The sequence below is a fragment of the Pollutimonas thiosulfatoxidans genome (assembly GCF_004022565.1).
GTDB classification, from domain to species: Bacteria; Pseudomonadota; Gammaproteobacteria; order Burkholderiales; family Burkholderiaceae_B; genus Pusillimonas_D; species Pusillimonas_D thiosulfatoxidans.
This window is the reverse complement of sequence record NZ_CP022987.1, coordinates 1368638-1394098: the sequence shown is the minus strand read 5'-3', so window position 1 is coordinate 1394098 and position 25461 is coordinate 1368638. Positions and strand designations below refer to the sequence as shown.

Below are 25461 nucleotides of genomic sequence, written 5' to 3'. Positions count from 1 at the left end.
GATCCAAGACGCCTGTCCACAACTTACGGAGACCGCCATGGATTTGACTCAACTGAAGTATTTCGGCATCGATGTGGAATACCCCTACAAGCGCCATTACGAGAATTTTATCGGTGGCAAGTGGGTGCCGCCGGTATCGGGCAATTATTTCGACAACGTTTCGCCTATTACCGGTGAAGTGTTCTGCGAGGTGCCCCGTTCTGACGCCGCAGATGTCGATCTGGCACTGGATGCCGCCCATGCCGCCAGCAAGCAGTGGGGCCGTACCTCGGCCACAGAGCGGTCGAACACGCTGCTGCGCATCGCCGACAAGATGGAGAAGAACCTTAAAACCCTGGCGGTTGCCGATTCCATCGACAACGGCAAGCCGCTGCGCGAGACCATGGCGGCCGACCTGCCATTGGCGATCGACCACTTCCGTTATTTTGCCGGATGTATACGGGCGCAAGAAGGCGGGATATCCGAAATCGATGACGACACGGTTGCCTACCATTTCAATGAGCCTCTCGGCGTAGTCGGTCAGATCATTCCCTGGAATTTTCCGCTGCTGATGGCCGCCTGGAAACTGGCGCCCGCCTTGGCAGCGGGCAACTGCGTAGTGATGAAGCCGGCCGAGCAGACGCCCGCTTCGATACTGGTGTTGATGGAAATCATCGGCGACCTGCTGCCGGCAGGCGTGCTGAATATCGTCAACGGTTATGGCAAGGAAGCCGGCCAGGCGCTGGCAAGCAGCGACCGTATTGCCAAGCTGGCATTCACGGGCTCTACGGCCACGGGCAAGCACATCTTGCATGCCGCGGCCGAGAACCTCATCCCCTCGACGGTAGAACTGGGCGGTAAAAGCCCCAACATCTTCTTCGCCGATGTCATGGACCATGACGACGCCTTCTTCGACAAGGCGCTCGAAGGGCTGGCCATGTTCTCCTTGAATCAAGGCGAAATCTGCACCTGCCCGTCCCGCGTGCTTATACAGGAATCCATCTACGACAAGTTCATCGAGCGTGCCGTGAAGCGCGTGGAAGCCATCAAGGCCGGCAATCCACTGGACAGCAACACGATGGTCGGCGCTCAGGTCTCGCAGGCGCAAATGGACAAAATCCTGTCCTACATCGACATCGGACGTCAGGAAGGCGCAAAGTGCCTGACGGGCGGCGCTCGCAACGCACCGGGCGATGGCTTGGACGGCGGCTTCTACATCAAGCCGACGCTGCTCTTTGGCGACAACAGCATGCGCGTGTTCCAGGAGGAGATCTTCGGGCCGGTGGCTTCAGTCATGACCTTCAAGGACGAAGACCATGCAGCCGAGTTGGCCAACGATACCGACTACGGTCTGGGCGCCGGCGTGTGGACGCGCGATGGCACCCGTGCCTATCGGATGGGCCGCCAAATCAAGGCGGGCCGCGTCTGGACCAACTGCTATAACCTGTACCCGGCCCATGCCGCGTTTGGGGGCTACAAGAAGTCTGGCATTGGGCGCGAGAACCACAAGATGGCGCTGAGCGCGTATCAACAGACCAAGTGCCTGCTGGTTAGCTACAGCCCGGACGCGCTTGGGTTCTTCTAAGGCCGTGCACGGATAGCCGTATTTGGTCTCTTCTGTTTTATGATGATGCTTTTGGTGGGGTTGATGGGGTCAGGTCTTGCAATCACGCATGCGCCGATGCGCCCACAGAAATTCAGAGGTCTGTGATCGCATGCATGATTGCAAGACCTGACCCCACTTCCCCACTCGTAATCCAGCGGAGTGCATCATGGGTTTGGCTATCGACTTGAACTGCGACATGGGCGAGAGCTTTGGCGCCTGGAAAATGGGGCAGGATGAAGACATCCTGCCCTATGTCACTTCAGCCAATATTGCTTGCGGGTTTCATGCCGGCGACGCGGCCACGATGCGCAAGACCGTGGCCGCCGCACTGCGTCACGGTGTTGCGCTGGGCGCGCATCCCGGTTTGCCGGATCTGGTGGGTTTTGGCCGGCGCAACATGGATGTCAGCGCACAAGATGTTTACGACATCGTCATTATCCAGGTGGGTGCGCTGGCAGCGGTTGCAGCCAGCCAGGGCGGCAAGCTGCATCACGTGAAGGCGCATGGCGCCCTTTACAACATGGCTGCCCGCAATGGCGAACTGGCAACGGCCATCGCCAAGGCGGTGCACGACATAGACAGCACCTTGTTGCTGTATGCCTTGGCCGGCAGTGTGCAAGTCAAGGCGGCCGAAGATATGGGCCTGGCCGTAGCCCAGGAAGTCTTTGCCGATCGCAGCTATCAAAGCGACGGATCCTTGACGCCACGCAAGCAGGCTGGCGCCATGATCGAAGACCCGGCCATCTCCATCAAGCAAGTACTGCGCATGGTGCAAGAGGGCAAGGTTGCTACGCAGCAGGGTTCCGACGTCAATGTGCGTGCCGATACGCTATGCATACATGGCGATCAGCCGGACGCCGTCGTTTTCGCCCAGGCGATACGCAAAGCGCTGGGTGAAAACGGTGTGCAGGTGCGAGCCATATAGACGGAGCGAACTCGGGCTTGCAAGCTCCAGGGTCATCGTCGCACGCGCGACTGCAAGGCCTGACCCCAGCTTCCCAGGGCGGCATGCACGCATAGGCCCAATACCAGGCCCCAGAAGGCACTGCCTATTCCCAGGAAGCTCATACCTGACGCAGTGCATATGAAGGTCACCAAGGCGGCATCGCGTCCGCCTTCGTCGGCCAGCGCACCTGCCAGGCTACTGCCTATGGTGCCCAGCAACGCCAGGCCGGCGATTGCCGCAATCAGTTCCTGCGGAAAAGCGGCGAACAAGCCCACCACGGTGGCGCCAAAGATGCCGGTCATCAAATAGAACACGCCAGCCCAGACCGATGCCAGGTAGCGGCGGTCCGGATCAGGATCGGCATCGCGGCTCATGCAGATGGCAGCCGTGATGGCAGCCAGATTGAATGAGAAGCCACCGAAGGGCCCCAGGACGAGACCTGTGACGCCCGTGGCGGTAATGATGGGAGACGCCGGCGTCTGGTAACCATTGGCACGCAACACCGCCAGGCCAGGGACGTTCTGCGATGTCATGGTCACGATGAACAGGGGTATCCCCACGCCGATCAGCGCCGACAAGGAAAAGTCGGGCAGCATCAGGGTGGGCCGTGCGGGCGTCCAGTTTAGGGAATCAAGCTGCAATAAGCCCAGCATGCCGGCGCTGGCAATGCCCACCACCAGAGCCAGCGGAACCGTATAGCGCGGCATCCAGATGCGGCCCAACAAGAAAGCCGCAAACATCAGCCCCACCATCAGCCATTGGGTTTGCATGGCGATGAACAAATCCATGCCGAAGCGCATCAGTATCCCGGCCAGCATCGCGGCGGCAATATGGCGCGGCATGAGTTGCATCAACTTCTGGAACCAGCCCGTCACACCGCAGATCGTGATCAGCAAAGACGAAAACAGGAAGGCGCCGATGGCCTGGTTCATGGAAAGCCCGGACAGGCTGGTTACCAGCAAGGCAGCACCGGGCGTGGACCAGGCCGTCAAAACGGGCGTGCGATAGCGCAGGGACAAGCCGATGCAACTGGCTCCCATGCCTATCCCCAGCGCCCACATCCAGGAATCGAGCTGGGCGGCGGTCGCACCTGCTGCGTTGGCCGCCTGGAAAATAATGGCCACGGAGCTCGTGTAGCCCACGAGTACGGCAATGAAGCCGGCGGCAAGATGAGAGACTCTGAACCAGTTTTTCACGGACGGCCTGATTGTTGTTCTTGGGTGAGCAAAAGAGGCGGCAATGCAAGGTGGCTATGCTAGCACTGTCTCGGGGGCAGGCATTCGATTTGCTGCGCACAACAAGATCGAAGCTTTCATCTAACTGAATCGGACCCAAGGAGACCTCATGCAGAAAATGCAGCGAAATACCGCCTTGTTGGTGGCGGTGTGTCTGAATGCCATTTTTGGAATTGTGCTAACGGTTGGCGGTGTCTGGCTTATTACGGTGGGCGGCTCGTGGTACTACGCTTTAGCAGGGCTTGCCCTGTTGCTGACCGCCGTGTTGCTGCATCGGCGGCAGAGTACTGGCTTGTGGGTGTATGCCGCGCTGGTCTTCGCGACGCTGCTGTGGGCATTGTGGGAAGCCGGGCTCGATTGGTGGCCGCTGGCAGCGCGCGGCGATGTGCTTTTTCTGCTGGGTTTGTTCATGCTGACGCCGTGGGTAACGCGGCCGCTGGTTCATCGCCTGCGCAATACAGACGAAGCACGCAGGCAGTATGCTCCGGCCGTGCGACGCGCCAGTCTGCCATTGATGGCGTCCTTGCTCCTGTTTCTGGTGGTTGGAATTGCTTCCTGGTTTGTCGACCCCCATCGCGTCGAAGGCAGTCTACCGACTGCCAGGGCGCAAGTGGCAGCCGATGCGTTGGGCGTGCCTCCCGGCGAGTGGCATGCCTATGGCCGGACCGGGCACGGACAGCGGTATTCGCCGTTAAGCCAGATCACGCCCGACAATGTTGCGCAACTGGAAGTCGCCTGGCATTACGAAACGGGCGATATGCGCGGTCAAGAGGGCGATCCCGTGGAAACGACCTTCGAGGTGACGCCATTGAAGATCGGCGAGCGGCTGTACCTTTGCACGCCCCATCAGTCTGTCATTGCGCTGGATGCCACGACAGGTGAGCAGGTATGGCGCTACGATCCGCAGATCAAGGGCGAGCTGGCCTTGCAGCATCTGACCTGCCGTGGCCTTTCTTATTACGACCCGAGCAAGGTGGCTGCCGCGCCCGCTGTAGCTGCTGCTGCTGCTGCTGCCACGGCGGGCCAAGGCGCGACCAGCCAGCCGGACGCTGCCTCCGCCGAGCCGTCAGCCGCGGTCGACCCTGCCGCGCCGGACGGCGCCCAACCGGCGGAAGCGCCCACCGCTGAGACACCGTCCGTAGAAGCGCCGGAAGCCGCAACGGGGCTGGATGTTGATGGCTCGAGGGAAGGTTCAGACAACGAAAACGTAGGCCGAGAGGGCGACAACGGCACCGGCGATACGGGTGCTCAGGCTCCTACGGATCAAGCCGGAGCAGCCGCGACAACCCTGGAAGAGCTTGATCTGCCCATTGCGGCCGAAGACAGCTCCACCACGGCGCAATGCGACGCGAAGCTCTTCATGCCCACCGCCGATGGTCGCATCATTGCCCTGAACCCGGACGACGGCACGGTATGTGCAAACTTCGGAGGCGGCACCGGTCAGATCAATCTGTGGGCCAACATGCCTCATGCTGATCCGGGTGGCTATTACTCAACATCGCCGGTAGTCGTGACACAATCATTGATTATTGTGGGCGGTACGGTGCTGGACAACGTCTCGACCACCGAACCATCCGGCGTCATCCGCGCCTTTGATGTCAACAGCGGCCAACTGGTATGGAACTGGGATCCGGCCAAGCCCAATGAGACCGAGCCGCTGGCACCCGGAGAGACCTACGTACCTACGACGCCCAACAGCTGGTCCATCTCCAGCGTGGACGAAGCCTTGGGCATGGTCTACGTACCTATGGGCAATGCGCCACCGGACCAATGGGGTGGAGAGCGGGGCGAGGCAGCGGATGACTACGCCTCGGCCGTGGTGGCGCTGGATCTCGCCACAGGGAAGGTGCGATGGCACTTCCAGACCGTGCATCACGATCTCTGGGACTACGACGTACCCGCTCAGCCGAGCCTGATCGACCTGACTGTCAATGGTCAGACAGTCCCCGCGCTGGTCCAACCCACCAAGCAGGGCGAGCTGTTCGTGCTCGATAGACGCAACGGCGAACCGATCTTGCCGGTAAAGGAGGTCGCTTATCCGCAAGGTGCGGCCGCTGGGGACCGAACGGCGCCCACGCAGCCGGTGTCGGCGCTGTCATTCGACCCGGTACCGCTGACCGGCGCCTCCATGTGGGGGGCCACAATGTTCGACCAACTGGCCTGCCGCATCGAGTTTCAGAAGCTGCGTTACGAAGGACGCTACACGCCGCCGTCCACGGAGGGAACCTTGGTATACCCGGGTAACTTCGGTGTATTTAACTGGGGTGGCATCGCAGTCGACCCGGAAAGGCAAGTGGCATTCGCCACGCCTACTTATCTCGCCTTTATCGCCAAACTGATTCCACGCGAAGACGACACCACCCTGTATGTGCAGGACGAGGACCGACCGCAGGATAGCCTGCCAGCCTTGAACGAAAACTTTGGCGCGCCCTTCGCAGTGCAGCTTAGTGCGTTCACTTCCGCGTTGGGCCTGCCATGCCAGGAGCCACCTTGGGGCTTCATTGCAGGGGCTGACCTGACGACAGGCAAAGTCGCCTGGCTGCACAAGAACGGCACAGTGCGCGACAGCTCTCCCATACCCTTGCCCTTCAAGATGGGCGTACCCAACCTGGGAGGCCCCATCATGACGGCTGGCGGTGTCGCCTTCCTGACAAGCACGCTGGATTACTACGTGCGGGGCTACGACGTCACGACCGGTGAAGAACTGTGGAAGGCCCGTTTACCGGCAGGCGGTCAGGCAACCCCCATGACCTATACCGGCAAGGATGGCAGGCAGTACTTGCTGGTGGTGGCCGGTGGCCATGGATCGCTGGGAACCAAGGCCGGTGACGATGTGATCGCCTATGCCATCCCGAGTGCGCAATAGCCCGCATTTTCAGCAGCCAAGAAGATCCTGACGTGGAAAAGAGATCAGCGGCCCATGGGCCGCTGATCTCTTTCCAGGGCTCAAGGGAACGGATTAATGAGCGGTTTCCGGCCCGTTCCCGGTGCTCGACCTGTTGTCTTCACTTTGTTCACGCCAGTTGATGTAGATGACGGCGACGGCCAGGAAGATTCCCAGTGTGTAGAGCATTAGCGGAACGCTTTCATACGACATGTGACCCTCCGTTTGGTAAACGCTTATATTCAGAGACGTCTCGTAGCAAGTTCCGTGCCCGGGCTCCATGTCAATCCGCTAAACGACGGTCATTCCTTATTGTTTTGAAGGTTTTGGAGATCTCCAGCATCTTTCGGCACCATGGGTGGTTCGTCTTTTGGTGTTACTGCCGGCGTCAACACGGAGGCAGTATCGGTCTCGGTAGAGACGGTCAGGAAGGCCAGGTGGGCCTCGTATCGCTCCAGCACATCGTCGATAATCTGCTGCCTGGTCAGGCCCATCAGGTCGTATCCCCCCGAGCCCGTCTGGGTAAAGACTTCCAGCCGGTAGTAGACGTCGGTTTCGCGGGTCATTCGACCACTGAACATCGGCACGGGCGCCTCGACGATGGCAACCTGGTAGTGAAAGGCCCGGAAGGTATCCATCGAGACCCGCAGCAGGGCTCTTCGATGCCATGTGCGTTGGGCATGGCGGTACGTTCCATCTCGTAGCCCTGTTTCTGGAACTCGGCCGCCACATCGTCGAGCGCGGGCCGCACAGTGCGATCCAGGAACTGCGTAGCCTGCCGCAGCGATGGGAAGGCACGCAACTGCTCCAGTCGCTGCTTCCAGGAGCGCTCTGGTACCTGGCCGCCCATCGGCGCCATGGTTGGCCGGCGCAAGACCTGACCCTCGCGCTCGGCCCGCTCCATGCGCAACACCTTATAGAAGGATGCCATCGTGAGGTAAGCGATGATAGTCACTGGCAAGGCGAAGATTAGCGTTGCGTACTCCATGGTCGTTACGCCGCCTGCCAGCAACATCGCCACGGTCAGCACGGCCGTCAGTACAGCCCAGAAGATGCGCAACCATTTCGGCCCATCTTGCGAGGGGTCCGGAATGGAGGCCGAGAAGTTCGACATCACCATCGCGCCCGAGTTGGCGCTGGTCAGGTAGAACAGCAAGCCGGACAGCGTCGCCAGCCGGATCAGGAACATTGCGCCCGGGAACATCTCCAGCAGCGCGTACCAGCCGCGTTCGGGGCTTTGCACCGCCAGCTCGGCAAACGCCGTGTTGCCCTGAATGACATGGAACAGCGCTGAATTGCCGAACAGCGAGACAATGACAAAGTCACACAAGACGGGGGCGGTGATGGCTGCAATCACGAACTCGCGCAGCGTGCGCCCGCGCGAAATGCGGGCAAGGAACACACCCACGAACGGTCCCCACGCAAGCCAGAAGGCCCAGAAGAAGAGGTCCAGCCGCCCATCCATTCCGAGCCGCCGGGCTCATAGGCAAAAGTCTGCAGCGTGCGCGCAGGAAACGTAAGAATGAAACGGCCTATGTTTTCGGTAAGGGCGTTAAGAAGGAATGCCGTCTGACCTGTGACCAGGATGTAGACCATCATCGCCACGGCGCTCCACAGGTTGAGCTCCGATATCCAGCGTATGCCGCGGTCGACGCCGGACGTTGTGGCCGCAATGGTCAGCACCACTGCACCGAGGACCAGCGCGATCTGCAGCGCGAGGCCTTGCTCGAGCCCGAAAATCAAGGAGAAGCCCACGTTGAGCAATACCACGCCGATGCCCATGGACGTGGCAACGCCGAACACCGTGCCGACCAGCGTCCAGACCACGGCATCTTGCATCGCAGCCGCTGTGTTGCCATCGCCCGCATCCGGCACCAGCATGACCCAGATCGAGAAAGCAAGAATCACTGCCGATGAAATCAGCAGCACGCCCCAGTTGATGCGGGATTTGCGGTGTTCGAGGAGCTCCTGCGGGCCTTTGCTGAGGTCACTGCGCGATACAGGGGCATCGTCGTCGAAGGCGCGATCAGGTCGGCGTGCGTGCCGCCGAACTTGCTGCGTTCTATGTGGGGGCGGGGTGGTGGGGGTGACGTGCCATGCGCGGGCGGCATGCCGGGCTGGCCAGCTTCGGCGGATTTGTCGTCGGGTGGCTTGTTGGGCATGAGGTCCTTCGTCGTGGGGCGATGCTTCCTGTGGAAGCTCAGATGAGACGAATTATGGCCTTATCTGACAAACAAACGCAGCAACAAATGAGGGCAGGCGCGATTATGTTGTAAAACCTCTGCGGCTTCCGCTATGCCGCGATCACGACGGCCGAGCGAAGTTGTTGGCGACCCAGTCGGCTGCGCTTTCGCGACTTAGCTTGAAGCCGGGTTGTACCCGGACTCTTGCAAGTTCCTCACCGAACCCGTTGTGTGCGCTTAGCTCGGCATACGGTTCGTACTCGTCAGGAATGATATCCAGATCAATGCGCAAGCGGTCAGAGCCGGAGTCTATCGTCACGTTCTTGTGCAGCAGAGCGTGACGTTGCTGCTCGTGCCTGCGCAGCACTTCGGATGCCGTCTTTACCAGCGTGATGAAAGCGGCTGAATCCAGCGGCTTGGGGTTCTTCTTGTCGCGCCCCATGGTCCAGGGCCCGACCAGGGCTGGCTCGTCTTCGCCTTCCTGAGTCATTTCGACTGCCCAGCCATCGTCGTCCCCGTTCTTGATGACTTTGGCGGTCCAGCCGTCATCACGCCATAGCCGGGCTTCGTGGGCACGGGTGGCTGGCTCGTGATCCAGGTCGATGTCGTCGGACGTTGCGGGGGAATCGGTCACTGCGATGAGGCTCCATGGATTTGGCTGTAGTCGCCCATGGTAGCGTATGGGTCCTCTTTCGGCATCCGCGCTGCTTAAAGCCTGGGCTTGGTGGTGTCCATCTCGGGTGGGATGGGCTGACCTTGACCAGGATCTTCCGGATCGGATGGCGTAGTGCCCGGTAGGTCCGGATTCTCCGGATTCGGCAGCGGTTGTCCCGGCTTTGGTGGTACGTTGATGTCCGTGTCCCGCGGGCGGTCAGGTCTGTTATGGCTAGCGGACTGTTGCATGTAGGCCTCCTGTTGCGATGCCTGGGCAGTCTCGGCTGAGTCGTCATCCAGCATTGCTGTGTGCAATGGGCAAGGCGTATGCCTATGGTTCTGATTGCTCTGTAGTGGTCGATGGTGCGTCCGATGCGCTTGGGCTCTGCTGGCCCATCTTGTAGATGGCAAATCCGATAGCAATAGCCAGCAGGATGCGTAAAGGTTGGCTCAATTTAATAATTCCTTGCTTTGCTGGGTGGTCGGCGGATACAGTTATCCGATATTACCAGCAGCTCTTTGCTTGCTCGTTGACCACGTAACCCCAGAGCGCATAGCCGCTGGCTCACCAGACGTTGCCCCGAAGTTATCCCTGGAGTTATTCACAGAATCGGTGGATAAGTCGGTCCTCATTCGCCACGGTTGCATAGGGGTGTCATTTCCGAACATAGCTCTTCTTTCCACTTTTGGCATAGCAATACACGCCGCCCTCGGGCCCGTGCAGAACGTTCCGGTGGCACAGTCGCAAGTAGCTTCCGAGCTAGCCTTTTGTTCTGCCAGTTGGGCTTCGCGCTGATTTCCTGGCGCGGTGCAAGTCCTCTTGCTCGCACTAATCGAGCCGTCATTGCAGACGAACTTTCCACTGGCACAGTGTGAGATGCCGCCTTTCTTACCCGAGCACGGTTGGTTCTGCGCATAGGCGGGTACTAGCATGGAGACAAGCGTCATGACGAACACAGCTGTCAACACGACTTTATAGAAGGCTCTACAGTAGAAGAGCAATGCAATGAAGAGCAGGGAAGCGCGCACTACTTCTCGCTTCGTTGTTGTTCCAACAATTGAATGATTCTATCCAGTCTGCTTTTGATGCCGAACACAGCGAATGGCAGGGCGATCCATAGGATGGCGATTAGCAGGGCTATAAGCGCAACGATGACCGGTGCCTTTTGCCCAAGAATTTCCATCATGGTTGACTCTCCAGTGCCCTACATGCGTAGATAAACTTAGTTACTTTTACTGCGCATGGGCTGCAGTCACCATTGGGGTTTATAGTTAGCGCTTAGCGCGTCCAAAGAACTGGCCGAGCTTTTGCCTGTGGCATACTAAAGCCGTTCACCCAATGGAGCTTGTATGTCAGATGAATCAATTAAGTTAAAAGAAAGTCGATCCAGCCGGAAGCACCGGGCCAGAGCTGAAAGAGTCGTCGGGCAGTTCCTCGCCATAAGAGACAGCTTGAAAAAAGCCGAGGCCGACGCGGGCGAGATCGACGATCTCGATGAGATTGCGGCTCAGCTGACCGTGGCTGCATTCAAACCAGCGAAGTGATCGCAGACGCGATAACGGGGCCCCAGCTAAGGGGCCCTCATGCGCTTTGAGGCTCGCGCTGATTCGGAAGCTCAAAGACGGTATCAAAAAGCAGGGTAAAGATAAACGTGTAAATGAGGAAAAACACGAGTAGCGCGGCTACCATCGTGAAGGCCTTGTACACGCCGATGTTGTACCAAAGCATGTATAGCGGCAGGGTGGCCGCCAGCAGCCCCGCCTCAAATCCCGCAGCATGTATGCACCGGATTTTAACGGTGCGCGCGAAGACACCGCTACGCCTCTCCCATGATTCGAAGAGCGTGTTGTAGATATAGTTCCAAGCAACTGCCAGCGCGGAGACGGCGATCGCAATAGGCAGTGATCCTTGAGCATTTCCGCCGCTCAGGATCATCAATATGATGGTTGAGAACAGGACAGCAAAAATCTCGAAAAGCACGACGTAGGTAATGCGCCGTTTGATCGGGGATAGATAAAACAAAGTAACTCCAGTAAAAGAGCCTTCTGACTCTTGTGAAGAGCCGGCCCGTCCCGGTGATTACTTGATGGTGAGATGGAGGCCATCTCGTGCAGAGCCACGGTTTCCGCTTGCGTGGCTATATTCTAACCGAGGCGTGGATGATAGGTTCATGTTCATGAGTGCTGTGCTCTAGCTGTCAAGATGGACATGATGCTCACAGCGCACAAGACCGTGGCGATGTTCATGCGTTATGTTCATCCCCAGGATGCGCCAGTGCGAAAGGCGACTGAATGGGGGCAAACCGGCATAAGGTGATCTTCCGCGTACCGGATGCCGTGGCAGTGGGCCAGGTACGGTGAAGAAATCCTACCGGCGTTGGCCGCGAAACTTTCTCTGGACTATGGGCGTCGATTCGGAGAGAAAAACCTGCGCCGGATGGTCAAGTTCACCATCGCTTTCCCGGATGAGTCAATTGTCGCCACACCGCGTTGACTCGTCATATTTGCTACCTATGATGATCTGTTGCCTCATGTAATGTGTTACCCGTCGGATGGGCCGACGGGAGCCCATCATGACGAGGCAACTTAGCATGGCTACGCGTAAAGAATTGATCAACGCCGTCCGACAGCGCTACGGCAATACGGGGCACGCAGGGAAGCGATCTCCGAACGGCCATCATTCGCGAAATGGAATCTTTCTTGCTGGAGTTGGGCGCAGGTTCCTCCTTCCTCGTCCGGCAGAAGCGCATCCAAATCGATTACGAAGATTTCACCTTGATCTGTTGTTCTACAACCGTAAGCTGCCGCGGCTGGTCGCGATGGAATTGAAGATTGGCGAGTTCGGCCTACAAGCGACAGATGGAACTTTATCTTCGTTGGTTGAAAAGCATGGATGTGAACCGGAGGAAGCTTCGCCGTTGGTGATCATTCTCTGCACTGGCTTGAAACGACAATAGGTCGAATTGTTTGACTTGGTAAGTCCGGTATTCATCTTCGTCGCTGATATCCTGCAACCGCTCGGCGCGGGGGCCGTCATAACAGCTAGCATTTGCGCTCTACCTGTCCAGACCGGGCGTCGTGACCATGTCCACGATATAGTACAACGCCCGCAACGCCTGCGGAGACATCAACCCATCAGACATTTTTCAGTGGTATAAAATAGTTACGTCTTTCCACATGAGCCCCTATGAGCGATTACCCATACCCCGGCGGATCTAGAAAACGAGTTAGTAAAGCGGGCGAAAACATTCGCAACGGTTCGGCTACAGCAGAGGACATGGAAGTCATCGAGAAGTGGCGAGCAGCCCATCGCGGGGTACTAAATACATTTCAAGCCATTCTTAGGACTCGGACCAAGGGCGCTGGCATTACTGTTGCCCAGCGCCACAAGAGAAAAAATACGATTTTCGGAAAGTTAGACAGACTTCCGGATATGAAGCTTGCCAGGATGGACGATGTGGCTGGATGTCGACTTATTTTTAAATCGATTAAGGAGCTGGAGGCATTTCGTTCACGATTCCATAATGCGAGATTCAAGCATCGAAGGCGCAACGAAGAGGATAAGTACAACTATATAAAGATGCCAAAATCAACTGGATACAGGGGCATCCATGATGTGTACGAATACGATGTCAATTCGGAAGCGGGGAAACGCCTGACAGGCCTGTTCATTGAGATCCAATACCGCACTCTTGTTCAGCACGCCTGGGCGACTGCAGTTGAAGTAATCGGCTTCGTCACCGAGAGCCAACCGAAGTTTCAGCAGGGAGATGATCGTTATCAGCACGCAATGGCGTTGGCGAGCGAGCTACTTGCTCGAGCGCACGAAAATCGATCTGGACCATTCCCGTCGATGGGCGACCGTGAGGCCTTGCAAGATTTTTTGAAGCTAGATGCCGAGCTTTCATTGCTTCAAACCCTTAGGGGACTTAATCAGGCAAAAAGCGACATTTCGACCAAAAAGAATGCCATTTTGATCTTCTCTAAAGAAGGGAAGCTGGACATTAGGAGTTATGACGACGCTCCAGATGCGCTTCGCGCACTATTCGATCTAGAAAAGCAAATGCCGGAAAATGACATCGTTCTTGTGCGGGCCGATTCCAGCGAGGACGTGCGCCTAGCATTCCGAAACTATTTTTCAGATGCCCGTGAATTTGTGCGCTTGGTAAGCACTGCTTGTGTCAAATTAGGTGGCGCCCGGCCCAAAAAAAATTCAGTTAGTCGAGTGTCGTCGTAATCCTAGGTTAAGCGCTTCAGTAAATTCCCGACGCGGGTGCTTGCCAAGGCGGCCTGTTGCGAGGCCCTTGGTTGTCGTTTTGGTCCGACTGTCAACAAATTGATTCGACGCTGTGTACGGGCGGTTCAGCGCCGTACCGATCTCGATGAATCAATCGAGGTTTGAGGAGGCTTCATTTCTTGAGAGCATGAAGCCATGCGTACGAAGAACAGGTTTTTCCTGAAGTCCGTGAGCGCGCCGTGCGACTGGTGCAGGAACATTGCCGTGAGCACCCCTCATAAGTAGGCAGCGTGCAGTCCATTGTGCCCAAGATTGGCTGTTCGGCCCACACCCCGGCGAAGTGAGTCCAGCTCTAAGAGGTCGACTCCGGTAATGCGAACACCAAACATCGGCGTGCAGTTCTTACTGGCAATGCTGCGCTACGTAAGCTGGCTTGTATGTGTCACGACCGTTATGGGTCGCGCAGGACGCACGGTCGTCACCCCGCGAATACGGCCCTGATCTAATACCACTGGTCCCGACTGGATCGGAAGTTTCGCAGCGTGCAACAGGAAATATAAGCGCTCGGCTACTGATGTTATAGGCGGGCCGATCAAGTGAACAAACTGCAGAGGTGTACTAATGCGATTAGCGCTCTACGTTAAATCTGAGGCGGACTCAAACAGGGATGTCAGTCTCTTTAATGAGCTGTCTCTTTATTCCATTCATCAAAACGTACGGCTGGAGCAGGGGGTTAATGAAACGAAAGCGATACCGGCGGGCGCTTCCGGTTCGTTGCAAAACCGGCCCCCTGCCAGGATCGCAAAATGCGTTAAGGTGTTGTGAAAAGGCTGGTATGTCATAAGCTTTCCCCATGATCTTGCTTAGCGGGGCACGAATATCTACGGCAGCAAAGTAGCCCAGGTTGTCCTGCTCAGCCATTGCGCACGCCAATAGCACTTGCGGATATAGGTTTTCTCTGGGGCTATTGGTTGCCTTGTGATAAATGCCGATAGTGCTTTGCTGTGCTTTAGCTAATGCGTTGTCAATAGCCGCACGGACGTCTGCAGCGTTTACTTCTGACCTGCCGGTAATAGCAGCGCGTTGGGCTGCATTTTGAGCCAGTAAATGGGTGTAATGAGGGAGCCCCTGAGAAAGCGCGGCGATCTTCTGGCGTGCTTCGACGGAAATTGTCATGTTTGCTTTTTTTAATCCGCCCTCGACGATGTCATTTAGTTCTACGCGTGACATTCTTGGCATTCTAATTTGGATTAATGCCCTTTCAACGGATTGATGTTCGCTTATCAGCACTTCAACGGAGTCTGCAACACCGACCAACAGCAGGGTAGTGTCAACTGCGTGATCCGATAGAGTCTTGACAGTATCAGCCATAAGAGTCGATGTTTCACCATCTGTGATTCTGTCAAACTCGTCGATCACGATTAGTATCTTGCGCAGACGCGAGAATAGATGACGAATATCATCAGGAGTCACCGTTTCTGGCAAGTGATTTGCTAGACTGCTGACTTGATGACTCGTTCCTGCTGTAAATCCAATTCCGCCTTTACTCGTAGCGATTGGGATTTCTCGAGCAATTTTTCTCCATAGCGAATCAAACGTGGTGGTGGGGTCGCAATTGACCGACGCTACGGTAGTTTCGCTGCCTTGGCTGATTGTAGAAATAACGCGCGCCAGCGATGTTTTCCCCACGCCCCGCTCGCCGAACAGGATGGCGTGCTGCCCCTTTTGGGCAACAGCATTCATTACGTCCATCAGTTGAGAAATTCTTCCAGAGAAAAGCGAACGCTGATCAATGGGCGCGCTCGGGCTGAATGCTCTTGAGAGTGCGAGTAGCCGTGCATCATTATCCATTCCTACCTCCATAATTATTATTAGATTGGAGCGATTTTTTTTGCGCCTTACCTCTTGACAGCAAGGTAACCGCTGTGCAACTGCTGTTATTTAAATTAGTCCCGGTTAAATAAATATGTCGAGTCCGTTCCATTGCTCGATGAACGCTCGGCTGGCTTCAGGCAACGCCCGTACGTCCTAAACAGGGCTACTGGGAAATAGCTCCCCGAAATTCTCTAGGTCGGCTTTTCGCGGCGGGTTGGTCATATGGTTTGGGCTCAAGAAGAACAGCCGGTCGATCAGAATGCCTAGAACGATGAAACCGATTCTCTCACCCAATACCAGATACCCGACTAGAAGGCAGGTCGCGGCAATCCACTCCGTGGAATTGCTCACTAGCCCGGTAAAGTTTCAATCGTTAGCAACATACGCGCCGACCCCGACGCACACAACCCCAGCGATAAGTCGGGATATTAAGCCTGGAGCCCCGGAACTCCATCGACATGATCTAAGATCTAAGGGTCGGACGGCGATGGGACGATACGCTCTAGCTTATCGTCTAAAGGTAGAGACTGTTATCTGACTCCTAGCCGCTGGTTCAAGCGTGTCACATTTTATAACACATGTGGGCAGGCGAGCTCAAAGCCAAGCGGTAAGGTAAGGCGGTCATTTAAGCCCAAGCCATAGTGGTTCAATCGCATCCGGTACCTGATACCGGCTATTTCCCACAGCCCGCGTAACCTGCCACCATTGAAACGCTGACTCGGGCCTGGCCGTAGATAGCAGCTCAAGCGCTTCAACTATGGGCGTTTCAGGATCAACCCACTCCAGTGCATCATCAGGCGTCAATGTAACGGGGCGCCGGTCATGTATGTCGACCACTCCGCCAGCCGAATCATCGGTCACGATGGCGAAGCCTGTCTCGGCCAGAACTTCTCGACCGGGCAGCCACGCAGTCAGGCCCGGCAACAGAATTGGCTGGCCGTCTTTTGGACTGATGTACCAGGGCTGTTTGTCTCCCTTTTCGCCGGTCCACTCATACCATCCGTCCGCCGGAACGATGATACGGCGCGCAAGCAACGGCTTCCAGAATGGCGAGCCTTTCAAGACCGTGTCGAGGCGCGCATTCCTGGCAGGACCGCGTTTGTACCAAGGCGGCTTGTATCCCCAGAAGAGATTGTCGGCATGCTGGGCGCCGTCGCCCAGTCGATGAAAACTTAATGGCCGCGTTCCGGGCGGCACGTTATGCCTAAGCCGTTTTTCGTCATCGAACAGCGCCCTCGGGTCCCAGTTCATCGTCTCCATGTACTGTTCGCCATCACCGGCTTGCCTAATGCGACCACACATTTCAGTCTCCGAAATGATCCGGCTTCATATTAACGCGCCCGCGTCGGCGTTAGGCCTGACACTGCTCGTCGGCGTATGGTTCGGGGCCAATACAGCCCTTCAAAAGGAGAAGCAGCCCGAAGGCCGGGCGGTCAGGTTGCCTTTTGCGGAGCGGGCTCGTTTTTCCGAAGCAACAAAAAGGCCCCCGATCTCTCGGAGGCCTCGTAAACACTGGTGCCCCCCCGCAGAGTCGAACTGCGCACCAACGGATTATGAGTCCGCTGCTCTAACCAAGCATGAGCTAGAGGGGCGTACCGCAACCGGATGTTGATCCGACTGACGATAGCCCGCAATTATTACATAAACGAAAGCTGCTTGCCTACCGCCGCCGAAGGCAGCCCAAACAGTGGTATGGTTGCCGAAAATCAGAGGGAAGGGGCGTAAATTGCACGGCGTACGTATTGCGGTTCTGGCATCTGTCTTCGTCCTATCCCCTGTTTGGGGCGCGAGCGTTACGCAGTTTTCTCCCCAGGGCGAAGTCGCCAAGGTCGAAAGCATCAAGCTGTCGTTTGATACGGACGTTATCGCTTTCGGCGATGATCAGGCCGCTGCGCCCGTCGACGTAAGCTGCAGCGATCCTGCCGTAAGCGGCGAGGGCCGATGGCTGGATGCGCGCCGCTGGACCTTCGTCTTCACCCAGCCGCCCGGTGCCGGCGTGCAATGTACCGCTCAAATCAAACCCGACTTTCGTACCTTGACGAACGCAGCCGTGTCGGGCAAGCAGCAGTTCAGCTTTCATACCGGTGGCCCTATCGCCACCCATCATGCTCCTTATGGCAAGACCATCGCCGAGGACCAGGTTTTCGTATTGAGCTTCAATGGCGCAGTCGATACCGACAGCCTGCTCGCCAGCACAGAGTGTGTGGTCGAAGGCCTGGGCGAAGTAGTGCCTGTCCGGACGATCACCGGTGATGTGCGTACACAGATTCTGGAATCGGTGTTCTATAGCGATAGCCAGGCTAGGGATACGGCGGCCACGCAGTTGCTGCAGTGTCAGCGCCGCTTGCCAGCAGAAGCCGCAGTGCAGTTGCGGGTGGGGCCCGGGGTAGCGACAGTTGCGGCAGAGGGGCGGCCGGCGGTCGCCAATACCACGGCACAGGTCTATGACTATGTGGTGCGCAAACCGTTCAAGGCCAGCTTTACTTGTCTGCGCGAGAATGCGGCGATGCCGTGCACGCCGGTGTCGCCTCTGGCGCTGGAGTTTTCAGCGCCGATAGCGCGCGATGCTGCCCAGGCCATCCGGCTGACGATCGCGGGCAAGGAGCTTAAGCCCTCCATAGCGCAAGACGATACGTATCTGGGACCCTTGGAGCGGGTGCGTTTCGATGGGCCGTTTCCCGCGGATGCCGAGCTGGTGCTCTCCATCCCGGCGGATCTGACGGACGAAGCGGACAGGCCGCTGGTCAACGCGGGGCAGTTTCCCTTGCGCTTTACGACGGCGGCCTACCCGCCGCTGGTGAAGTTTGCGGCCTCGCCCTTTGGTGTGATCGAGCGGTTTGCCGATGCGCCGGCCAGAGCAAGCGCCGGGGTGGACAGCGCAAGCGCCAGCGTGCCGATCACGGTACGCCGGGTCGAGGCGGCCTTGCGTACTAAAGAGCTGACGCTGTCGGCGGGCCAGGTAGGTGATCATGTCGTGCGCGAGGATGTGCAGGTGTTGCGTTGGTATGCACGCCTGCAGCGCTTGGATGAGCGTAGCTGGACGGCCAATCAACTGAAAGACATCATGGCGGATCGCCAGCCGCGTTCTGAAGATATGCCGATGCAAGATACGCGCGGCATGCAGGTGTTGGATAGAGAGCAGGGTGTTCGACAACTGACTTTGCCAGGCGTGCAGGCGGAAGACCCGCGGCCGTTCGAGGTGTTGGGCATTCCGCTGCAAGAGCCGGGCTTTCATGTGCTGGAGGTGGAATCCGCCCGTTTGGGCGAGGCCTTGCTGGCAACGAAAAAGCCGATGTATGTGCGCACTGGAGTGTTGCTGACCAACCTGGCCGTGCATATCAAGACAGGCAGGGATGACATGCTGGCGTGGGTCACTACGCTGGATGATGGCAAGGTGGTTCCGGATGCCGACATTACGGTTCTGGATTGTTCGGGCAATTTGCTGGCGCAAGGCAAGACGGATGCGCATGGCCTGTGGCATCACCAGCAGGCTTTGCAAGCAGAGGATTACTGCCAGGATACCGATCTTTCAGGGGTCTACGTTTCGGCGCGTATAGGCGCCGATCATCCGCAGGCCTACGGCCAGGCGGATTTTTCCTTTGCCTTGTCCACGTGGAATCGCGGAATAGAATCCTGGCGCTTCAATGTGCCTACCGACACCAGCGAGCAGCCCACGGTGGTGACGCATACGGTGTTCGATCGCAGTCTGCTGCGGGCCGGTGAAACCGTATCCATGAAGCATTTTGTGCGCACCCAGACCCGCGATGGACTCGGTATTCCAGGAGCATCGGCCCGGCCCGACACCTTGTTGATCGAGCACGAAGGCTCGGGCCAGCGTTATACCTTGCCGGTCAGTTGGGAAGCTACGCCATCCGGTGGCTTGTCCGCAGACAGTACGTTTGCCATCCCGCAGGAGGCCAGGCTGGGCAGCTATTCGGTACGCCTGACCGACGAGAATCAAAGCTGGTATGGCCAGGACGTGTTCCGCGTGGAGGCGTTCAGGCTGCCTTTGTTGGGCGGCCAGCTGCAGATCACTGGCCAGGCCGGGGACACCAGTCTGGTGGCACCGCCCAGCATTACCGCCGACTTGCAGATTTCTTATCTGTCTGGCGGGCCGGCCCGAGCGTTGCCGGTACAGTTGTCTGGCGTGCTGCAGGACCGTCAACTGCGCTACGAACAATACGATGATTACTCCTTCAACCCCCCATCGCCAGTCGATGATCAGGCGGAAGTTGTCAACGCGTCTGGTGGCTCTTCGCGTATTCTGTTCCTGGACAAGAAGCCGGTGCAGCTTGATAGCCATGGCAACGCTCGCGTGCCATCAATACCCATGCCTTCCATCGACCGGCCCAAGGCCCTGCTGTTTGAAGCCAGCTTTGCGGATCCGAATGGACAGATCCAGACCCTGGCGCAGACGGTGCCGGTATGGCCGGCAGCCATACAGACGGGAATCCGGGCGCAAGGCTGGATAGCGGCGGGCAAGCCGCTGCAGGTAAGCGCGTTGGCTATTGCGCCTGACGGCGAACCAAAAGCGGATGTCGACACAGCAGTGCGCGCGGTTCAGCGCATTACCTACTCTACGCGCAAGCGTATGGTTGGGGGCTTTTACGCCTATGACCACCATACCGAGACTCGCGACTTGGGCACCTTGTGCGAGGGCAAGACGGCAGCAAACGGCGCTTTGGATTGCGAGCTGACGCTGGACGCGTCAGGCTCTGTTGAGCTGATCGCGCAAGCGCGGGACGAGCAAGGAAGGATGTCGGTTTCGGCAACGACAGTATGGGTGACGGGCGCCGGCGAACTGTGGTTTGGCGGCGAGAACGACGACCGCATCGATATCATCGCCGAGCGCAAGACGTATCAGCCGGGCGAGACGGCCAGCTTGCAGGTACGCATGCCGTTTCGCCATGCCACGGCCTTGCTGGCCATCGAGCGCGAAGGCGTGTTGGCAACACGCGTACTCGAATTGTCGGGCACTGACCCGACTGTCAACGTAGAGATAGAGCCGCAATGGGGGCCCAATGTCTATGTGTCCTTGTTGGTTTTGCGCGGGCGCCTGCACGATGTGCCCTGGCATTCCTTCCTGGATTGGGGTTGGCGCGAGCCGAGCAGTTGGTACAAGGCCTACGCTGATTCCAGGCAGGGTTATACGGCGCCTTCGGCCTTCATCGATCTGGCCAAGCCCGCCTTCCGTTTCGGGCTGACCGAACTTCGCGTTTCGGATCAGCACGACGAGTTGAAGGTGTCGGTGCTGGCCGATCGCGAGCGCTACCAGATCCGGGAGCAGGCCACGGTAAAGATCAAGGTCAGCTTGCCGGATGGCAGCCCCGCGGCGCACGGGACGGTTGCTTTCGCGGCGGTCGACCAGGCGCTGTTGGAGCTAGCGCCGAATGAAAGTTGGGACTTGCTCTCGGCCTTGCGCCAACTGCGTAGCTATGGGGTCGAGACGGCGACGGCGCAAATGGAAGTCGTGGGCCGTCGACACTATGGCCGCAAAGCCTTGCCGGCAGGGGGCGGGGGCGGTACCAGCCCGACGCGCGAACTGCTCGACACCTTGTTGCTGTGGCAGCCCAATGTTCAACTAAACGAGAACGGCGAGGCCAGCGTTACCGTTCCGCTTAACGATGCGCTGACGCAGTTCCGGCTGGTGGCGGTGGCCGACCATGGCACCCAACGTTTCGGTACCGCCAGCACGACCATAGTCAGCACGCAAGACCTGCAGATTATTCCCGGGCTGCCCACGGTAGTGCGCGAGGGTGACCGCTATGTTGCCAGCCTGACGGCACGCAACACCACACAGCGCGCCATGCAGGTGCAGCTGGAGGCGCGTTATGAAGGCAAGGGCGTGCCCGAGGCCACGCTGCCTTTCCAGGCACTGCAACTGGAGCCAGGCTCGGCGGCCGTAGCTAGCTGGGACCTTACCGCCCCGGAAGCCAACACGCCGGACGATCAAGTGCCACTACGCTGGACCTTGTCCGCGCGCGAACAATCGAATCAAGCAGATGCCGCCACCAAGCCTGCGACAGACCAACTAAGCTTCACGCAAGTCTTGAAACCTGCTGTACCGCTGCAAACCCAGGCAGCGACTTTGCTGCAGCTGGATGCCGGCCAGCCGCCTGTCAGCTTGCCTGTTTCGCCGCCACCCGGTTCCTTGCTGGATGGCAACGGCGTGCCGCGTGGCGGCCTGGATGTGCAGTTGCGTTCGTCGCTGGCCGGCGGCTTGGCGGGCGTGCGAGATTGGTTCCAGGACTACCCGTATACCTGCGTAGAGCAACTGGCGTCGCGGGCGATGGGCTTGCGCAATAGCGAGCTATGGGCCGACTTGATGCGCAGGTTGCCCGGCTATGTCGATGAAGATGGCCTGGTCAGTTATTTTCCGGGCGGTATCGGCAATGAAGTGCTGACAGCGTATCTGCTAACGGTCAGCGATATTGCGCTGTCGCAGGACCAGCCCTTTGCCTTGCCGGCCGAGCAGCGCGATGCCATGGTCGCCGGGCTGGTCGCTTTTGCCGAAGGAAGGCTGCAACGGAATCGATGGTCGCCACGGCCGGATCTCGATATGCGCAAGCTACTGGTGCTGGATGCTTTGTCGCGCAGCGGGCATGCCCAGCCGCGCATGCTGGACAGCATCGCCATTGCGCCGGATCGCTGGCCGACTTCCGCAGTGATCTCATGGCTGGGCGTGTTGCAACGCATGCCGGCCATATCGGATCGCAACGCTCATCTGTCGCAGGCGCGGCAGATACTGACCGCACGCATGCTGGATCGTGGCACGCTTACCGTGTTTGCCGATGAGGGCGAGGAAGCGTGGTGGTTGATGCTGGGATCAGAGACCAATATGGCCAGGCTGATACTGCTTGCGGCGGACGACCCGGCCTGGCAGCCTCAGTTGCCCCGCCTGGTGCAAGGCCTGTTGTCGACGCAGCGGCAGGGAGCCTGGCGCACAACGACAGGAAATCTGCTGGGCAGCCTGGCGGTCGAAAAGTTTGCTCGGCTAGGCGAAACCACGCCGGTCTCGGGTGGCGTCGAACTTGCCTTGGCATCTGCAACACAGGCCCAGACCCGGGATTGGGCACAGGCCGTTGAAGTCGACGGCGTGAAGCAAGCCGATATTGCACTGGCATGGGCGACGACTGAAGTCGACCAATTGACCTTGCAGCAAAAGGGGCAGGGCACGGCATGGGCGCAATTGCGGGCAGTGGCCGCAGTGCCCATCACCCAGGCCGTTAATGCCGGCTACGCCTTGCAGCGCGAGATCACGCCGGTCAGCCAGGCGGTGCCCGGCGCCTGGGCGCAAGGCGACGTCTACCGAGTAACGCTGACGGTAAACTCGCGAGCCGCCACGACCTGGGCCGTCATCACCGATCCGTTGCCGGCGGGTGCCGCCATACTGGGTAGCGGATTGGCCCGCGACTCGGTCATTGCCACCGAAAGCGGTGCCATGGATGACCAGGCTGTCGATCCTACTTTTATCGAACGCAATGCGGACAGCTATCGTGCTTACTTCGAGTATCTGCCCAAAGGAGAGACCACCGTGCAATACACCGTAAGGCTGAACACGGCGGGCGACTTCCAGTTGCCGCCCACCCATGCCGAAGCCCTGTATCAACCCGATGTCTATGCCGATCTTCCGCAAGCCGAACGTTTTGTCGTTGGCCCGCAACCGTAAGCGTCTCGGCCTTGCGTGGGTCGGATGGCAGGGTCATTGTGCAATCGCCGTCGCATTGCTGGCGGGCTTGTGCGGCAGTGCCCATGCCTTGCCGTCCTACGACGAAGTCAGGCAGCGGCATCGTCCGTCCAGTGTGCTGTTGCTGGACCGTTCGGGCGTGCCGCTGGACGGGGTCCGCACGGACTTCCACGACAGGCGGGGGCAGTGGCTGCCGCTGGATGAGGTGTCGGTCGCCTTGCAGCGCGCCGTCATCTTGTCGGAAGATCAGCGCTTCTATGGGCACGATGGCGTTGATTGGCGTGCCGCCTTGGCTGCCGCCTGGGGCAAGGTGGCGCTAGGGCATCATCGCGGGGCTTCTACCTTAAGCATGCAACTGGTCGGCATCATCGACACGCAATACCGTCGTGGTCCGGGTGGTCGCAGTTTGACGCAAAAGTTCGATCAGGCGATGGCAGCGCGGCGGCTGGAAGCGGAATGGTCCAAGGCTCAGATCCTTGAGGCCTACCTGAATCTCGCGCCATTCCGGGGCGAGATCGTAGGGGTCGATGCCCTTGCGCGTGTCCTGTTCCAGAAACACGCCAGCGGGCTTAATGCGCGCGAAGCCGCGCTGGCGGCGGTATTGCTGCGTGGGCCTAACGCGGCCAGACCTTTGCTGGTGCAACGCGCTTGCGCCTTGCTGGTCGAATTGGGCTCGTCCCAAGAGTGCAAGCGCCTGGACGAGTTCGTCCATATCGCCTTGAAGCGGGCGGCATGGCCGTGGGCGGGTGCGCCTCACGCGGCGCCGCACTATGCGCAGTTTGTGCTTGGAAAGTTACGTGCGGCGGGTGATGACTTGCCCGATGTGGTGGTCAGTTCACTGGACGCCTCCTTGCAAGCCTTTACCTTGCAGACCTTGCGCCGCCGCTTGCATGACCTGGACATGGCCAATGTGCGTGATGCCGCCATTGTGGTGATGGATAACCGCAGTGGCGCCGTGCTGGCGTATGCCGGGTCTTCGGGCTCCTTGTCGCCGGCGGCCCGGGTTGACCACGCACGGGCCCTGCGGCAAGCGGGCTCGACACTCAAGCCCTTCCTGTATGAGCAGGCATTGGCCCAGCAACGCCTGACTGCGGCCTCTTTACTGCACGATGCCGAGCTGGATTTACCGACAGGCAATGGCTTGTACATGCCTCGCAATTACGATGAGGCCTATGCCGGCTGGGTCAGCGTGCGTACGGCGCTGGCGTCCTCGCTTAATATTCCGGCGGTCCGCGCGATTGCCATGGTGACGCCTGACGCATTCGCGCAGCGCCTGCGTGACTTGGGCCTGCCCCTGAAGCATGACGGTGACTATTATGGATACAGCCTGGCTCTGGGCAGTGCCGACCTTACGCTACTGAGCCTGACCAATGCTTATCGCGCCCTGGCGAATCTGGGCGAGTTTTCCAGGCCGCAATTTTTTGAAGCTGCTGCGCCATCAGGCGCAAGGTCCATCATGGACCCCGCCGCTGCGTGGATCGTGGGCGACATCCTGGCCGATCGCCATGCCCGAGCACGCACTTTTGGCCTGGATAGTCCCTTGTCTACGCCGTTCTGGACGGCAGTTAAAACAGGTACCAGCAAAGACATGCGCGACAACTGGTGCCTGGGTTGGTCGGCCGCCTATACCGTAGGCGTGTGGGTAGGCAATAGCGGAGGCGCCAGCATGCGCGAGGTTTCGGGCGTATCGGGCGCCGGGCCCATGTGGCACGACATCATGAGCTATCTGCATCGCAATATGCCCAGCGCGCAGCCGGCGCCCCCGCCCGGCGTCGAACAAGGCAGGGTCAGTTATGAAGGTGATATAGAGCCCGCCAGGCGGGAGGCCTTCCTGGCCGATACGCGTGTAGAGCGTGTGCGCCTGGCGCAAAACCAGCCGCAGCGCGTGCCCGGACCGGCACGCATACGCACGCCGGCGGATGGCACCATCCTGGCCCTGGATCCCGATATTCCGTCTGCCGTGCAGCTTGCGCGGTTTACGGCGGCCGATGCCAGCGGCGTACCCGTCCCGGCCAACTGGCGCATTGATGGCATGATAATGGGCCAGGGGGCGCACCTGCGTTGGCACCCCCGCCTGGGCAAGCATGTTATTGAATTGCTCGATAGCGAGGGCAGTCCCATTGACCGCATCCATATCGAAGTGCGGGGCGCGGCACGTCGCTAGGCGGCGGCACG

16 protein-coding genes, 1 tRNA gene and 2 pseudogenes are annotated in these 25461 nt (G+C 58.8%); 9 read left to right on the top strand and 10 right to left on the bottom strand.

From position 1 onward, the window contains the following. The first annotated feature begins 37 nt into the window (after positions 1-37). Positions 38-1564: an acetaldehyde dehydrogenase ExaC gene (exaC, locus tag CKA81_RS06690; RefSeq protein ID WP_128354604.1), complete on the top strand. Its 1527-nt coding sequence runs from the start codon at positions 38-40 to the stop codon at positions 1562-1564. A gap of 187 nt (positions 1565-1751) precedes the next feature. Next, complete coding sequence (locus CKA81_RS06685; RefSeq protein WP_128354603.1) at positions 1752-2510, top strand: LamB/YcsF family protein; 759 nt, start codon at positions 1752-1754, stop codon at positions 2508-2510. A gap of 32 nt (positions 2511-2542) precedes the next feature. Here the strand turns inward: CKA81_RS06685 and CKA81_RS06680 are convergent, their stop codons facing one another. Beyond that, positions 2543-3727 (bottom strand): benzoate/H(+) symporter BenE family transporter, encoded by a 1185-nt coding sequence (locus tag CKA81_RS06680; RefSeq protein ID WP_128354602.1) that lies wholly within the window; start codon positions 3725-3727, stop codon positions 2543-2545. A gap of 148 nt (positions 3728-3875) precedes the next feature. Here CKA81_RS06680 and CKA81_RS06675 point away from each other — a divergent pair, with 148 nt between their 5' ends. Further along, on the top strand, positions 3876-6632 hold the full coding sequence (locus tag CKA81_RS06675) for a PQQ-binding-like beta-propeller repeat protein (protein WP_128354601.1): 2757 nt from the start codon (positions 3876-3878) through the stop codon (positions 6630-6632). A gap of 93 nt (positions 6633-6725) precedes the next feature. Here CKA81_RS06675 and CKA81_RS17060 read toward each other — a convergent pair whose 3' ends face one another. From CKA81_RS17060 to CKA81_RS17055, 5 genes and pseudogenes are all read right to left on the bottom strand, one after another. Further along, entirely contained in the window at positions 6726-6863 is a 138-nt protein-coding gene (locus tag CKA81_RS17060) for a hypothetical protein (RefSeq protein WP_164878360.1), read from the bottom strand. A 149-nt stretch (positions 6864-7012) separates the two neighbouring features. Continuing rightward, positions 7013-8812, bottom strand: a pseudogene (locus CKA81_RS06670) (BCCT family transporter); the annotation flags it as partial. A gap of 142 nt (positions 8813-8954) precedes the next feature. Further along, complete coding sequence (locus CKA81_RS06665) at positions 8955-9467, bottom strand: hypothetical protein (RefSeq protein WP_394342534.1); 513 nt, start codon at positions 9465-9467, stop codon at positions 8955-8957. Between the two features lie 675 nt (positions 9468-10142). Then, complete coding sequence (locus CKA81_RS17285; protein ID WP_228255839.1) at positions 10143-10190, bottom strand: hypothetical protein; 48 nt, start codon at positions 10188-10190, stop codon at positions 10143-10145. Between the two features lie 325 nt (positions 10191-10515). After that, positions 10516-10674: a hypothetical protein gene (locus CKA81_RS17055; protein WP_164878304.1), complete on the bottom strand. Its 159-nt coding sequence runs from the start codon at positions 10672-10674 to the stop codon at positions 10516-10518. Positions 10675-10837: 163 nt separating this feature from the next. Between CKA81_RS17055 and CKA81_RS06655 the strand changes: the two genes are divergently transcribed. After that, a complete protein-coding gene (locus CKA81_RS06655; RefSeq protein WP_128354600.1) occupies positions 10838-11032 on the top strand; it encodes a hypothetical protein in 195 nt (64 codons plus the stop codon). Between the two features lie 37 nt (positions 11033-11069). On the opposite strand, the gene CKA81_RS06650 is transcribed toward CKA81_RS06655, so the two are convergent. Continuing rightward, positions 11070-11510 carry a PACE efflux transporter gene (locus CKA81_RS06650; protein ID WP_128354599.1) on the bottom strand — a complete coding sequence of 147 codons (441 nt, stop codon included), beginning with the start codon at positions 11508-11510 and terminating at the stop codon, positions 11070-11072. A 309-nt stretch (positions 11511-11819) separates the two neighbouring features. Between CKA81_RS06650 and CKA81_RS17545 the strand changes: the two genes are divergently transcribed. The 3 genes and pseudogenes from CKA81_RS17545 (at position 11820) to CKA81_RS06635 (ending at position 13724) form a co-directional block, all read left to right on the top strand. Continuing rightward, positions 11820-11981, top strand: coding sequence for a DUF1016 N-terminal domain-containing protein (locus CKA81_RS17545; RefSeq protein WP_128354598.1), 162 nt, complete (start codon positions 11820-11822; stop codon positions 11979-11981). A 158-nt stretch (positions 11982-12139) separates the two neighbouring features. Further along, positions 12140-12441 (top strand): annotated as a pseudogene (locus CKA81_RS06640) (PDDEXK nuclease domain-containing protein); the annotation flags it as partial. 233 nt (positions 12442-12674) lie between these two features. Then, positions 12675-13724, top strand: a complete 1050-nt coding sequence (locus CKA81_RS06635; RefSeq protein ID WP_128354597.1) for a RelA/SpoT domain-containing protein — start codon at positions 12675-12677, stop codon at positions 13722-13724. 657 nt (positions 13725-14381) lie between these two features. Here the strand turns inward: CKA81_RS06635 and CKA81_RS06630 are convergent. The 3 genes from CKA81_RS06630 to CKA81_RS06620 all read right to left on the bottom strand — a co-directional run bounded on the left by CKA81_RS06630 (position 14382) and on the right by CKA81_RS06620 (position 17191). Then, entirely contained in the window at positions 14382-15575 is a 1194-nt protein-coding gene (locus CKA81_RS06630; RefSeq protein WP_164878359.1) for an AAA family ATPase, read from the bottom strand. Between the two features lie 645 nt (positions 15576-16220). After that, positions 16221-16859, bottom strand: a complete 639-nt coding sequence (locus CKA81_RS06625; protein WP_237183411.1) for an SOS response-associated peptidase — start codon at positions 16857-16859, stop codon at positions 16221-16223. 253 nt (positions 16860-17112) lie between these two features. After that, a tRNA-Ile gene (locus CKA81_RS06620) sits at positions 17113-17191 on the bottom strand. A gap of 134 nt (positions 17192-17325) precedes the next feature. Between CKA81_RS06620 and CKA81_RS06615 the strand changes: the two genes are divergently transcribed. Further along, positions 17326-23268 carry an alpha-2-macroglobulin family protein gene (locus CKA81_RS06615; RefSeq protein ID WP_228255811.1) on the top strand — a complete coding sequence of 1981 codons (5943 nt, stop codon included), beginning with the start codon at positions 17326-17328 and terminating at the stop codon, positions 23266-23268. After that, positions 23213-25450, top strand: coding sequence for a penicillin-binding protein 1C (gene pbpC / locus CKA81_RS06610; RefSeq protein ID WP_228255810.1), 2238 nt, complete (start codon positions 23213-23215; stop codon positions 25448-25450). The genes CKA81_RS06615 and pbpC overlap by 56 nt, the downstream gene beginning before the upstream one ends. The last annotated feature ends 11 nt before the right edge of the window (positions 25451-25461 follow it).